Source organism: Massilia arenae (assembly GCF_008014745.1).
Lineage (GTDB): Bacteria > Pseudomonadota > Gammaproteobacteria > Burkholderiales > Burkholderiaceae_D > Telluria > Telluria arenae.
On record NZ_VPFD01000015.1, the window covers coordinates 271,989 to 285,112 of the forward strand.

Here is a 13,124-nt window from a genome sequence, read left to right on the forward strand (position 1 = left end):
CCTGCAACATCGATTTCTGCCAGCCGGTAGAATGAGGTCCAATTGTCACATCGGGAGCAAACACATGAAACGAACCGCACTGGTCGTCGGCGTCACCGGCATCGGCGGCAACCACGTCGCACGCGAACTATTGGCCGGTGGCTGGGACGTGGTCGGCCTGTCGCGCCGCGCGCCGCAAGACCTGCCCGCCGTGCGCCACGTGGCCGCCGACCTGCTCGACCCTGCAGCGCTGCGCGCCGCGCTGGCCGACGTCGAACCGACCCACGTCTTCATCACCACCTGGATGCGCCAGGACACCGAAGCCGAGAACATCCGCGTCAATGCCGCGCTGGTGCGCAACCTGCTCGACGCGCTGGCGCCCAAAAAGAGCGTGCGCCACGTCGCACTGGTGACCGGCCTGAAACACTACCTGGGTCCATTCGAAGCCTATGCCAGCTCCGGCACCCTGCCCGACACCCCGCTGCGCGAGAGCCAGCCGCGCCTGCCGCTCGAGAATTTCTATTATGCGCAGGAAGACGAGGTCTATGCAGCGGCCGAGCGCGACCGCTTCACCTGGACCGTGCACCGTCCGCACACCGTGATCGGGCTAGCTGTCGGCAACGCGATGAACCTGGGCACCACCCTGGCCGTGTACGCGACCATCTGCAAGGAGACTGGTCGTCCGTTCCAGTTCCCGGGTTCCGCGGCGCAGTGGAACGGGCTGTCGGACGTCACCGATGCGCGCATGCTGGCCAGGCAACTGGTATGGGCCGCCGATACCGACGCCGCGCGCAACGAGGCCTTCAATATCGTCAACGGCGACGTGTTCCGCTGGAGCTGGCTGTGGCCGAAACTGGCCGCCTTCTTCGGCGTGGAAGCGGCGGGCTTCAACGGCACCATCCAGCCATTGGAAGCTGCGATGGCGAGCGACCACGCGCTGTGGCGCGAGATCGCCGCGCGCCACGGCCTGGTCGAGGCCGACCTGGATCGCCTGGCCTCGCCATGGCATACCGACCTCGATCTGGGCCGCCCACTGGAAGTGATGACCGACATGGCCAACAGCCGGCGCCTCGGCTTTACCGCTTACCAGGCCACCGACGATTCGTTCTACGACCTGTTCGCGCGCCTGCGCGAAGAACGCCTGATCCCCTGATCGTTCAGCCGGCCGGACAGGCCGGCGCCTGCCCCTCGGCCTGGGCGCGCACCGCCTGCGCGATTGTGGCCGAGAGCTTGTCCAGCGCCGCCCGGTGGCCCGCCACCAGGGCGTCGTGGCCCATTCCCACCGGTTCCTGGAACACGGTGCGGCAGGTCTGCATCTGGCCGCCAGGCTGGCTGCCATCGAGTCGACGCACGCTCCACACCACATCGAGCAGCGCCATGCTCCCTGGACGCGACTCGAAACGCTGGACGTCGGCGCCGATCCGGTACAGCGTGCTGCCGTCCGGCGCCGCGCTGCGGTAGACGTCCACCCCACCCAGCCGGGCAGCGATCCCGAGCGACAGGCTGTTGCCGATCTCCTCGGCCAGCGGACCGGCCCAGCGGTGGTGCTCCTCGAGGTCGATCGTGCCTTCGCCGGTGCTGACCACCATCTGCGGACGGCGCAACTGGGCCGGCACGGTCACCGGCCGCATCTCGAAGTACAGCGGCGCGGCGCTGGCCGCCGCGGGCGTGGCCGTCGCCGGGCCGCCGCTCAGCGTGTAGAACCGGTCGACAGGCGTGCTGCTGCAGGCGCCCAGGACGGCGGCGAATGCCGTAGCGACCAGGGCGCGGCGAGGGAATGGGAACGACGTCATCACTTCTTCTCCTGGGGTTTGCCGCGGATGATCGACTGCGGATTACGTTCGAGGTAGTCGGCCAGTGCATTGAGCTTGGCCATCGTGTCCGTCACTTCCTGCAGTGCCTGGCGCAGGTCGGACTGCAGCGGCGAATCCTGGGCCAGCAGGTTCTCGGCGCGCGCAAAAGTACCTTTAGCGGCGGTCAGCGTACCCGTCATCTCCGGCAGCACCTCGCCTTCGAGGCGCGACAAGGTCGCATTCGCCTGCGCCAGCGTGCGGTTCAGGTTATTGCCGATCTCGTCGAACGGCACCTTGTCCAGCTTGTTGGCGATGCGCGCCACCTGGCTTTGCAGCTCATCGAGCTGGCCCGGCACGGTCGGCAGCACCACCAGCTCGCCCTGCTGGCCGATCGTGGCCTTGGCCGCGTTGGGGAAGAAATCGAGCGCCACGTACAGCTGGCCGGTGAGGATGTTCCCGTTGCGCAGCTGCGCGCGCAGGCCACGGCCCACCATCATGCCCATCATGTCCTTGCCCTCGCGGCCCTGGTTCAGGGCGTTCATGAAGTCCTGGCCCAGGCGGCCCGGGTACATATCGATCGTCACCGGCATATTGAAGCGGCGCCGCTCGCGGTCCCATTCGATGCCCACGCTGCGCACCTCGCCCAGCGCCACGCCACGAAAGTCGACCGGCGCGCCCGGCGTCAGGCCGCGCAGCGTCTGGTCGAAGTACAGCACCGCGCTGGTGGCCGGGCCGTCGGGCGGACGCAGGGCCGCGGCGCGGTCTTCGGCCAGGCGGTAGCGGCTGCCCGCAGGGGCTGGCGCGGCCGGCTTCTTGCCGTCGGTCGATTCAAAGGCGATGCCGCCGGTGGCCAGCGCCGCCAGCGACTGGGTGTTCAGTTTCAGGCCGCTCGCGTCCAGGCGCAGGTCGACGCCGCTGGCGTGGTACCAGCGCGTGTCCGTGCCGACGAAGCCGATATACGGATCCTCGACGAACACCGACATGTCGATGCCCTGGCCGGCCTTGTCCAGTTCGACCTTGGCCACCTGGCCGACGCGCACGCGCCGGAAGAAGACCGGAGAACCGGGCGCCACCGAGCCCAGGGTATCGGCGTGCAGCAGGTATTCGCGGCCCTTCAGGCCGATCGGGATCGGCGGCGCCGTCTCCAGCCCGGTGAAGGCATTGCTGGAATCTTCGGACGTACCCGGCGCGGCGCCGATATAGGGACCGGACAGCAAGGTGCCGAGTCCCGACACGCCGCTGGCGCCGATCTGGGGCCGCACCACCCAGAAGCGCGAATCCTTCGCCGTGAAGCGGCCGGCCTCCTTGGCCATCTCGATCTTGGCCACCACCCGGTTGCCGTCATCGGCCAGCGTCACCGACACCACGCGGCCGATGTCGACGTCCTTGTACTTGACCCGGGTCGTGTTCGCCTCCAGCCCTTCGCCGGTGGCGAAATACACGTACACCGTGGGTCCCTTGTTGGTTACCCATTGGACCACCTGCCAGGCGCCGATGAGGGCCGCCAGCAGCGGGATCAGCCAGATCAGCGACGGCAGCCAGCGGCTCGGGCGGTCGACGTCGGGCGAGGCGGGCCCCTGCGGCGGTCGTGCGCCGTCCGGTTCAGACATGTCGTTCTCCATTCGATTCAATAGGGTCCCAGATCAGGCGCGGGTCGAACTGGTGCGAGGCGACCATGGTCAGGATCACCACGCAGCCGAAAGCGATCGCGCCGGGGCCGGCGGTGATCGTGGCCAGCGCATCGAAGCGCACCAGGGCCACGGTCAGCGCGACCACGAAAATATCGAGCATCGACCAGCGGCCGACGAATTCCACCACCCGGTAGGCGCGGGTGCGCGCCAGCGGCGCGGCGCGCGAGCGCAGCTGGGCGGTGGCGTTGAGCCAGGCCAGCGCCACCAGCTTCGACACCGGCACAACCACGCTGGCGACGAAGATGATGATGGCCAGTCCCGGCGAGCCGGTGTTCCAGAACAGCACCACCCCGCTCATGATGGTGTCGCCCTCGGTGCCGCCGCCGATCATGCGCGAGTACATCACGGGCAGCAGGTTGGCGGGTACGTAGAGCAGCGTGGCCGCGGCCAGCATCACCCAGGTCCAGCCGATGCTGTTCGGGATCCGCCGATGCAACGCTGCGCCGCAGCGGCGGCAGTGACAGGCGCCATCCTTCGAGCGCTGCCAGGGGTAGCCGTTGACCAGGCCGCAGGCACGGCAAGTCAGGAGCGTGTCCGGCGCGTGGGCCACGGCGACTGCCCCGGCGCCTTGCGGCGGGCGCGGCGCCAGGCGGTCGGCCAGCTCCCACAACGCCTTGGGTTCGTAGCGCATCACGAGCGCGCACAGGATGGTGAGCACACCGAAGGCGAACAGCCCCGGATGCGGCACGACCCGTGCCAGGCTGGTCATCTTGATGACCGTGATCAGGATGCCGATCATCAGCACCTCGGTCATGGCCCAGTGGCGTGCGCCCTGGACCACCCGCAGCACGAGATGAAAGCCGGGAACGCGGCGGCCGCGACGCAGGCCGATGGCGACGTACAGCAGCGCGCCCAGTTCCAGCCCCGGAAAGACGACGGCGCATAACAGCACCATGGCCGCGACCACCTGCATCCCGGCGTTCCACAGCACGCCTACCGCCTGCAGCAGGGTCGCGCCGGTCGCCATGCCGCCCAGTTCGAGCGTGACGATCGGGAAGCTCTGGGCCAGCAGGTAGACCAGCAAGGCGCCCAGGGTCAGCGCCACCAGCGAGTCGGCGCGGCGCAGCGGTCCGCCGGCATGCCAGCGGTACAACTCGTGGCGGCAGCGCGTGCAGCGCGCGCGCTCGCACGAGTTCAGCGGCTCCCGGTGGTACAGGCAACCGCAGTCATGACAGCCGATCAGATGCTCCACGCTCAATCGTTCTCCTCGCTCTGCTACATTAGTGCTTTCACACTATGTATTATGACCGGAAGCAATTGAGCGTGTCTTTTCGATCGAATCGCGTGCTTTCCGATGGTCAGAAGCGGACCTTGACGAAGGCCGACGGTCCCTTCAGCTTCAGGTCGAGGTCGGCGGTGCGGTCGCCGTTGCGGTGCAGGTCGATCTTCTGGACGTTGTAGTCGAGCACCAGGCCGACGTTCTTGTGCGGGAACCATTCGACGCCGACGGCGCCGTTCCAGATATGGCCCTCGACCGTGCCGCCATTCTTCTTGATGTCCGAGGCCTCGGCGTAGAAGCGCCATTGCTCGTTCATCTGGTGGCGCCATGCCAGCTCGACGGTTGGCGCCCAGACGCTGTCGCTGCCCGAGGCCGAACCGCTGAACGAGTAGTTCTCGACCGGATTCGAAGCGGAGAGGTTGGCCTCGGCCGAACCGGAGATCTTGGCGCGCAGGTAGGCCGCGCCCAGGCCGACGCCGAAGGCGTTCTTTTCCTTGCCCATCCACCATTTGTAGGCGAAGCGTGCCATTTCCAGGCGCAGGTCGGCGTCGGCGCTGATGGTGCCGGCAACCGGACGGCCTTCGTAGACCGTGTCGCCGCTGGCGGTGCCGGCCCAGTCTTCGTCGAAACGGAAATAATCGAACGACAGGCCATGGCTGTCGCCGATCAGCATCTCGGCCTTCACGCGTGGCAGGGTGACGTCGTCGATTTTCTCGTCCGGCGTGTCGACGCGGCCGTAGCGGGTGTCGCCGCCCAGGTGGATCTTCGGCTCGGCATAGAAGGCGCCAGCCGAGATGCTCATGCGGTCGAGGGCAGGCGACTGCTGGGCCTGGGCCATGCCGGCGCTAGCGGCGCCCAGCAGGATCGCGCCCTTCAGCGCTGTGACGAGGGTGGTGTGGACGGTGGACAGGGCGGTGCGCGACGCGGTGCGGGACATGGAGCTCTCCGATAAAGAATGTTGTTCAAATGCCCGCCAGACTATGTCTTGACGCGGCGACATTTATTATCGCAAGATGTCATTTAAACAATGCGCACGATTGAACTGACTTTGTGGTCAGCAAGCGACACTTCACCAAGAGTCGAAACATATGTTAGCTGGCGCACCGCGCCGCGCAAATGGTCGCCGTATGGGCGATGGCATGGTTTATCATCAAGCAACATCAACTACTTCCACCGCGCCGATGAAGCAATACACGCTGCCGCAGAACTCATTCCTCCTGCTACTGGCGATCGTCACGATCGCTTTCATCTGGGTGCTGCTGCCCTATTCCGGGGCCGTGTTCTGGGGCGTGGTGTTCGCCATCCTGTTCGCGCCGTTGCAATCGCGCCTGCTGCGCGTGACCAAGGGGCGGCCGACGGTCGCCGCCCTGCTGTCGCTGCTGGTGATCATTCTGATGGTGCTGTTTCCGCTGGCCCTTATCACCTCGTCGCTGATCAATGAGGTCACCGTCATCTACGCCCGCGTCAGCGCCGGCGAAGTTAATTTTGCCTCTTACTTCAACCTCGTCATCCGCGCCTTGCCGGATTGGGCGATCTCACTGCTCGAGCGTTTCGAGCTGACCAACCTGGCGTCGCTGCAGGACAAGATCACCGAAGGCGCGGCCCAGATCAGCCAGGCCACGGCCCACTACGCCCTCAATATCGGCCGCAACACGCTGGACTTCGTGGTCAGCATGACCATCATGCTGTACCTGCTGTTCTTCCTGCTGCGCGACGGCCGCATCCTGGCGGCGCGCATCCAGCGCGCGGTGCCCCTGTCGGTCGAGTACAAGGGCCGCCTGTTCCAGAATTTCACCACGGTGATCCGGGCCACGGTCAAGGGTAATGTGCTGGTGGCGATGGCCCAGGGCGCGCTGGGCGGCCTGATCTTCTGGGCGCTGGACGTCAGCGGCGCGCTGCTGTGGGGCGTGGTGATGGCCTTCCTGTCGCTGCTGCCTGCCGTCGGCGCGGCCCTGGTGTGGGGGCCGGTGGCAGTGTATTTCCTGGCGACCGGCGATATCTGGCAGGGCGTGGTGCTGGCCGCCTACGGCGTGCTGGTGATCGGCCTGGTCGACAATATCCTGCGCCCGATCCTGGTGGGCAAGGACACCAAATTGCCGGATTACGTGATCCTGCTCTCGACGCTGGGCGGCATGGCCTTGTTCGGGTTGAACGGCTTTGTCATCGGCCCGGTGATCGCGGCGCTGTTCATCGCGGCCTGGGACCTGTTCTCGCGGGCGGATGAATTCCACGAGCCGTCCGAACCCCAATAAGCAAAACGCCCCGCTCGAGGCGGGGCGTCGTCAACCTGGCGCAGCGCGATTACTTCGCTTGCGCGTGCGCTTCCAGGCGGCGGGCGACGGCCGGCGAGACGGCATCGGCGCCGCGGGTCATGCGGTACAGGGCCCAGACGTCGCCAGCATCGGCGCTGCGGGCGACGGCGCCAGGAGCAGCTTTCGCGCGCACGAAGTTGGCGAGGGTGTCGGCGAAAGCAGACAGTTGGGCAGCGAAACTTGGGCGGAGCGACAGGGTGGACATGATCTTCTCTTTCGTGTGTGATCTGGTATGCCCTTAGTATGCGCCCTCCAAGATAGAAATCAAATTGCGATCCATGATGTTCGCCATTCACAAATCAACTATCTCGGAATGCGCCAGACATACGATTTGTGTATGCCACTCATCGCCCTATGACGCCCGCCCCGCTGTTGCCGGATCGATCAGCCGATAACCTTCCCGACCGAGCGCATGATCTGCAACACCGCCGGCCCCAGCAGCACGACCAGCAGCGCCGGGAAGATGCAGAAGATCAGCGGGAACAACAGCTTGGTCGCGATTTTCGCGGCCGTCTCTTCGATCAGCTGGCGGCGGCGCGTGCGCAGTTGATCCGACTGCACGCGCAGCGCGGTGCCGATGCTGGTGCCGAAACGCTCGGCCTGGATCAGCATCTTGGCCAGCGCGTCGACGTCTTCGACACCGGTGCGCAGGGCCAGGTTGCGCAGTGCTTTTTCCTTGCTGCTGCCGGCGCGCAGTTCGAGCGTCACCAGTTGCAGTTCCTCGGCCAGCACCGGGCTTTTCAGGCCGATTTCGCTGCCGACCCGCGCCAGCGCGGCATCCATCGCCAGGCCCGCCTCGACGCAGACCGTCATCAGGTCCAGCGCATCCGGGAAGCTTTCGAAGATCTCGCGCTGGCGGTTGGCGATGCGGCGCTTGAGGGCGATGTCCGGCACGTAGTAGCCGATGGCAGCCGCCCCCACCAGATACAGGAAGGTCAGTGCAAGCGGCCGCTCGTTATGATGCGGCAGCGCGATATACACCAGCAGCGGCAGGCCGATCGTCAGCGCGGTCTTGCCGGCGTGGAACAGGCCCGGCACCGACGGCGAGCGCCAGCCGGCGTTGATGAAGCGCAGGCGCACCGGCGAGGTTTCCCAGCCGTCGGCCGGCACCGACAGCTTGGCCAGCGGCTCGGCCAGGCGCGCCAGGCGTTCGCGCCAGCCGTCGGTACGGCTGACCCTGGCCACGTCGCGCTCGTCGAGCGCCGCCAGGCGGGCTTTCACGGGATCGCGCGTCAGCAGCAGCATGGCCGCCACGGCCACGCCGAAGACCAGCACGAACATCGCCGCCAGCATCACGATTTGAGGCATCGTCATAGTCAGAATCCTTGAGTCTCGATCATTACATACGGATGCGCACGATCTTGCGGATCGCCAGCACACCGAAGGCCATCATGCCCAGCGCCGCGCCGCTGATCTGGCGGCCCACCGGGTCGTCGATCAGCACGCCCATCGTCGCCGGATTGACCACGAACATCATGGCGCCGGCGCCGAATGGCAGCAGGCACAGCACCCAGGCCGAGATCCGCCCTTCGGCCGACAGCACGCGCACCTGGCCAGCCAGTTTCTGGCGGTCGCGGATGATGCTGGAAATCGAGGTCAGGAGCTCGGTCAGGTTGCCGCCGCTCTCGCGCTGGATCAGCACCGCGACCACGAAGTACTGCAAGTCCATGCTGGGCACGCGCTGCGCCAGGTTGTTCAGCGCGTCGGCCATCGAGACGCCGAAATTCACTTCGTCGAAGGCGATCTTGAATTCTTCGCCCAGCGGCGCCGCCACTTCATCGGTGACCAGCTTCAAGGCGGTCGGGAAGGCGTGGCCGGCGCGCATCGCGCGGCTCATCATGTCCAGGGCTTCGGGCAGCTGGCGCTCGAAGCGCACCATGCGCGCATCGCGGGCGCGCACCAGGCGCAGCAGCGGCAGGCCGGCCGCGCCGATCGCGCATCCGAGTACCGCAGGCAGCGGCAGGCGCAGCACCAGGGCCGCCACCAGGCCGACGCCGCAGCAGGCAGCGCACATGGCCAGTAGCGAGGCAACCAGTTGCGTGCTGCCGGCCTGCAGCAGCATGCGGTCCAGCCGGCGCACGCCCGGAATGCGGCGCAGCAGCGGCTCCAGCTCGGGATTGCCGGCCAGGCGGCGCTCCTTGGTGATGGTGACGTCTTCCTGGCGCGTATCGCTCTTGATGACGCCGCGCAGGCGGCGCGCGACGCGCTCGGCCTCGGGGTCGCGGCTGGCGTGCCAGGCGACGTAGACGCCCCAGACCAGCAGCATGACCGCTGCGAACAGCATCAGGATGAACAGGATGAAGGTGGTGTCCATATCAGGCTCAGCGCGGTTCGAAGATATGCGGCGCCAGGTTCACGCCGAAGGTGCGCAGGCGCTCGGCGAAGTGCGGACGCACGCCGGTGGCGCTCGATTGTCCGATCACGGCGCCGTCGTCGGCCACGCCGGTCTGGCGGAAGGCGAAGATCTCCTGCATCGTGATCACCTCCCCTTCCATGCCCGTCACTTCCGAGATCGACAGCACCTTGCGCTTGCCGTCGGTCAGGCGCGACACCTGGACCACCACCCCGACGGCGGACGCGATCTGCTGGCGCATGGCCTTCGGCGGCAGGTTCGGCGCCGCCATGCTGATCATGTTTTCGAGGCGCGTCAGGGCGTCGCGCGGGGTGTTGGCGTGGATGGTCGCCATCGAGCCTTCGTGGCCCGTGTTCATGGCGCCCAGCATATCCATCGCTTCTTCGCCGCGCACCTCGCCCAGGATGATGCGGTCGGGGCGCATCCGCAGCGCGTTCTTGACCAGCGCGCGCTGGCTCACTTCGCCCTTGCCTTCGATGTTCGGCGGACGGGTTTCGAGGCGCACCACGTGCGGCTGCTGCAGCTGGAGCTCGGCCGCATCCTCGACCGTCACCACGCGCTCGTAGTGGCTGATGAAACCCGAGATCACGTTGAGCATGGTGGTCTTGCCGCTGCCCGTACCGCCCGAGATCAGGATATTGACCTTGGCCTTGCCCAGGCCCTGCAGCACCTCGGCCATGTCGGCCGTCATGCTGCCATATGAAACCAGGTCGGCCAGGCGCAGCGGGTCGGCGGAAAAACGCCGGATCGACATCACCGGGCCATCGATCGCCAGCGGCGGGATGATCGCATTCACGCGCGAGCCATCCGGCAGGCGGGCGTCGACCATCGGACTCGATTCGTCGATGCGGCGGCCCACGCGCGAGACGATCTTGTCGATGATCTTCATCAGGTGGGCGTCGTCGGTAAAGGTGACGTCGGTCAGCTCCAGCTTGCCGCGCCGCTCGACGTAGACCTGCTTGTGGGTGTTGACCAGGATGTCCGACACGCTCGGATCGGCCAGCAGCGGCTCCAGCGGGCCGAAGCCCAGCATCTCGTTCTGGATGTCGCGCGTCAGGGTCTTGCGCTCGGCGTCGTTGATGACCACCATCTCTTCTTCGAGCAAGCGCTCGACCAGCAGGCGCAGCTCCTGGCGGATCTGGTCCTGGTTCAGGCGCTGCATGCTTTCCAGGTCGACGCGGTCGAGCAGCGCCTCGTGGATGCGGGCCTTGAGCTGGTGGTAGGCGCGGTTGTCGATCGGGCCGCCGCGCTGGGCGACCGCGCGCGTGACAGCGCCGCTGCCAATGCTGGTGCCGGCGCTGCCGCTCATGCTGGCAAGGCGTTCGCGCAGGGAGGATGGTGGCGTCATGTTCATCTCGGTTTTTCTCTATCTCGGGCGACGGTCAGACGTCGGTCAGACGTCGGTCTTCCTGCGCTTGAAGAAGCGGGTCATCAGGCTGGCGCCCTGTACCGGCGCGATTTCGCCGGTCAGGCCGCGCGCCATCGTCATCAGGGCCATGCTCAGCTGGCTGTCGGGCGCCAGGCGCGTGACCGGCACGCCCTGGTTGACCGACCGGGCCGCCGCGTCGTAATGGTTCGGCATCGTGCGCAGGTGCGTGGTGTCGAACGCCTCTTCGAGGTCCTTCAGCCGGATGTCGCTGTTGTTGTCATGGCGATTGACGATCAGCTCGACCTTGTCGTTGCCATACTCCAGGTTGCGGAACACCGTCAGCAGGCGCTTGCCGTCGCGGATATAGGGCAAGGTGGTCTGCAACACCGGGTAGATGGTGTCGGCGTGGTCCAGCGCGCGGATGCTGACCGGGTCCAGGCTGCGGCCGACGTCGAGCACGATGAAGTCGTACTGGCGGCGCGCCAGCTTGATGATGGCGTCGATGTGTTCGGGCTTGACGTCGCTGGCGTGGGCCGGATCGGACGGCGCCGCCAGCACGCTGAAGTTGGGCGTCACGCTGACCATGCTCGAGGACAGGAAGGACGGATCCAGGCGGTGGATCTGCGTCGCGACGTCCGACAGCGTGGCCAGCGGCTTGCTGTCCGAGACGAACAGCGAGGCGTCGCCGAACTGCAGGTTCATGTCGATCAGCGCCACGCGCTTGGCGCCGCCGGCGCTCAGGGCGTAGGCCAGGTTGGTGGCGAGGAAGGTCGAGCCGCTGCCGCCCTTGCACGAAATGAAGGCCAGCACCCGGCCCTGGGCCGCACCCTGGCTGCCCAGCTTCTCGGCGACGTGGTCGACAGCCGCGACCAGGTCGGCCGGCAGCGGCTTGGCGGCCAGCACTTCGCGCACCCCGGCGCGCATCGCGCGCAGCAGGAAGTCCTGCGACAGGTCTTCTGACAACACGATGAAGGCCATGCGCGGGAACAGGTGGCCCAGGCGCTCGAGCTGGTCGAGCTCCCCCTCGTCGGCGCGCGGCGCGTCGACGATCAGGAGGTCGGGCACGGCCTCGTCGGCCATGGTCGACAGGCGCGCGGCGGTGCCGGCGATCATGTCGACTTCGTCGCTGCCCGGCCGGGCGCGCAACTGGCGCGACAGCTCGATCAGGTGGCGCTCGTTGCGCGAAAGGACTGCGATCTTCATGGTGGCTCTCTTGCTGGTCTTTTATTTGTTGCCGAAGGCGCTGGCGCTGTCCTGCGCGGCCGGCGTCACGTACGATTGCTGGTAGTTGGCATAGCCGGCCACCGCGGCGCGCGCATCGAGGCCGCGCTCCACACGCGGCTGCGCCGGCACGGCCTGGCTGGCGAAGATGGCGCGCACGCTGTCGCCGTTGGTCGCCGGGCCGTCGGTGGCGCAGCCGGCCAGGATGCTCAGGCAAGCCAGCAGGCTGGCAAACGGGATCGTTTTCATCATCATTCCTTCGGGGTTGCGGCGGCAGCGGCAGGCTTGCCTTCGTGCTGGCCGCCGAGCAGGAACTCGGCGCGGGTCGGCGGCACGTATTGATCGGTCGGCAGCGCCGGCACGGCTTCCATCGGCTTGGCCAGGCGCGGCGTCACGATGAACACCAGCTCGGTGCGGTCGTTCTGGAAGTCGCTGCTGCGGAACAGCGTGCCCAACACGGGAATCTCGCCCAGGAACGGGAAGCGCTTGATATTGCTGGTCACGTTATTGCGGATCAGGCCACCGATGGCGAAGCTCTGGCCGTCCAGCAGCTGCACCGTGGTCGAGGCGCGGCGGGTGGTGAACGACGGCAGGATCGCGCTCGCGCTGCTCGAGCCGCCGGCGCTGATGCCGATGCCTTCGCGGTTCAGTTCCGACACTTCCGGCGCCACGCGCAGGTTGATCCGCCCGCCCGCCAGCACGGTCGGCGTAAACTTGACCGCCACGCCGTATTCCTTCTCTTCGAGCGTGATGGTGTTGGCGCCCGCGCTGCCCGACTGGGCGACCGGGATGAAGATCTTGCCGCCGGCGAGGAAGCTGGCTTCCTGGCCGCTGATGGCCATCACGTTCGGCTCGGCCAGGATCTTGACCAGGCCGTCGCGCTTCTCGCCGTCGACCGTCAGTTCCTTGATGCCGGTGCCGACGCCGCCGATGGTGCCGGCGCCGCCGCTGAGCAGGGCCGAGGCGATACCGTAGGTCCAGTTGCCGTTGGTCTTGCTGAAGCCGGCCTTGGCGCCGAGCTGGTCGACCAGCGATTTCGACACCTCGGCGATCTTCACCTCGAGCATCACCTGCTGCGGGGCTGCAATCGACAGCATGTTCAGTACCTTGGCGCCGCCGGACGCGCCGCCGCCGCCGGCAGCGGCCGCGGGCGCTCCCACGCCGGCCGGCGACGGGCTGCCGGCGCT

The 13,124-nt window shown here is 67.0% G+C and carries 13 protein-coding genes; 2 read left to right on the forward strand and 11 right to left on the reverse strand.

All coding sequences use genetic code 11. From position 1 onward, the window contains the following. Positions 1 to 64: 64 nt before the first annotated feature. Positions 65 to 1,132, forward strand: a complete 1,068-nt coding sequence (locus tag FVD38_RS15070; protein ID WP_147935564.1) for an SDR family oxidoreductase — start codon at positions 65 to 67, stop codon at positions 1,130 to 1,132. 4 nt (positions 1,133 to 1,136) lie between these two features. Here the strand turns inward: FVD38_RS15070 and FVD38_RS15075 are convergent, their stop codons facing one another. From FVD38_RS15075 to FVD38_RS15090, 4 genes are all read right to left on the reverse strand, one after another. Further along, on the reverse strand, positions 1,137 to 1,772 hold the full coding sequence (locus FVD38_RS15075; RefSeq protein ID WP_147935565.1) for a PqiC family protein: 636 nt from the start codon (positions 1,770 to 1,772) through the stop codon (positions 1,137 to 1,139). Further along, positions 1,772 to 3,382, reverse strand: a complete 1,611-nt coding sequence (locus FVD38_RS15080; RefSeq protein WP_147935566.1) for a PqiB family protein — start codon at positions 3,380 to 3,382, stop codon at positions 1,772 to 1,774. Before FVD38_RS15080 ends, FVD38_RS15075 begins: the two co-directional genes overlap by 1 nt. Then, positions 3,375 to 4,655: a paraquat-inducible protein A gene (locus FVD38_RS15085; RefSeq protein ID WP_308616873.1), complete on the reverse strand. Its 1,281-nt coding sequence runs from the start codon at positions 4,653 to 4,655 to the stop codon at positions 3,375 to 3,377. The genes FVD38_RS15080 and FVD38_RS15085 overlap by 8 nt, the downstream gene beginning before the upstream one ends. Before the next feature lie 106 nt (positions 4,656 to 4,761). Continuing rightward, on the reverse strand, positions 4,762 to 5,619 hold the full coding sequence (locus FVD38_RS15090; protein ID WP_229493692.1) for a hypothetical protein: 858 nt from the start codon (positions 5,617 to 5,619) through the stop codon (positions 4,762 to 4,764). Positions 5,620 to 5,863: 244 nt separating this feature from the next. On the opposite strand from FVD38_RS15090, the gene FVD38_RS15095 reads away from it, so the two are divergent. After that, positions 5,864 to 6,934 (forward strand): AI-2E family transporter, encoded by a 1,071-nt coding sequence (locus FVD38_RS15095; RefSeq protein ID WP_147935568.1) that lies wholly within the window; start codon positions 5,864 to 5,866, stop codon positions 6,932 to 6,934. Between the two features lie 49 nt (positions 6,935 to 6,983). Here the strand turns inward: FVD38_RS15095 and FVD38_RS15100 are convergent, their stop codons facing one another. From FVD38_RS15100 to FVD38_RS15130, 7 genes are all read right to left on the reverse strand, one after another. Next, positions 6,984 to 7,199 (reverse strand): hypothetical protein, encoded by a 216-nt coding sequence (locus FVD38_RS15100; RefSeq protein ID WP_147935569.1) that lies wholly within the window; start codon positions 7,197 to 7,199, stop codon positions 6,984 to 6,986. A 179-nt stretch (positions 7,200 to 7,378) separates the two neighbouring features. Next, on the reverse strand, positions 7,379 to 8,308 hold the full coding sequence (locus tag FVD38_RS15105; RefSeq protein WP_147935570.1) for a type II secretion system F family protein: 930 nt from the start codon (positions 8,306 to 8,308) through the stop codon (positions 7,379 to 7,381). 25 nt (positions 8,309 to 8,333) lie between these two features. After that, positions 8,334 to 9,308, reverse strand: coding sequence for a type II secretion system F family protein (locus FVD38_RS15110; protein WP_147935571.1), 975 nt, complete (start codon positions 9,306 to 9,308; stop codon positions 8,334 to 8,336). A 7-nt stretch (positions 9,309 to 9,315) separates the two neighbouring features. Next, entirely contained in the window at positions 9,316 to 10,701 is a 1,386-nt protein-coding gene (locus FVD38_RS15115) for a TadA family conjugal transfer-associated ATPase (RefSeq protein ID WP_147935572.1), read from the reverse strand. Positions 10,702 to 10,740: 39 nt separating this feature from the next. Beyond that, entirely contained in the window at positions 10,741 to 11,919 is a 1,179-nt protein-coding gene (locus FVD38_RS15120) for a CpaE/TadZ family protein (protein WP_147935573.1), read from the reverse strand. Positions 11,920 to 11,940: 21 nt separating this feature from the next. Beyond that, on the reverse strand, positions 11,941 to 12,186 hold the full coding sequence (locus tag FVD38_RS15125; protein WP_147935574.1) for a hypothetical protein: 246 nt from the start codon (positions 12,184 to 12,186) through the stop codon (positions 11,941 to 11,943). A 2-nt stretch (positions 12,187 to 12,188) separates the two neighbouring features. Continuing rightward, a partial coding sequence (locus FVD38_RS15130; RefSeq protein ID WP_370660641.1) for a type II and III secretion system protein family protein occupies positions 12,189 to 13,124 on the reverse strand: 936 nt, incomplete at its 5' end.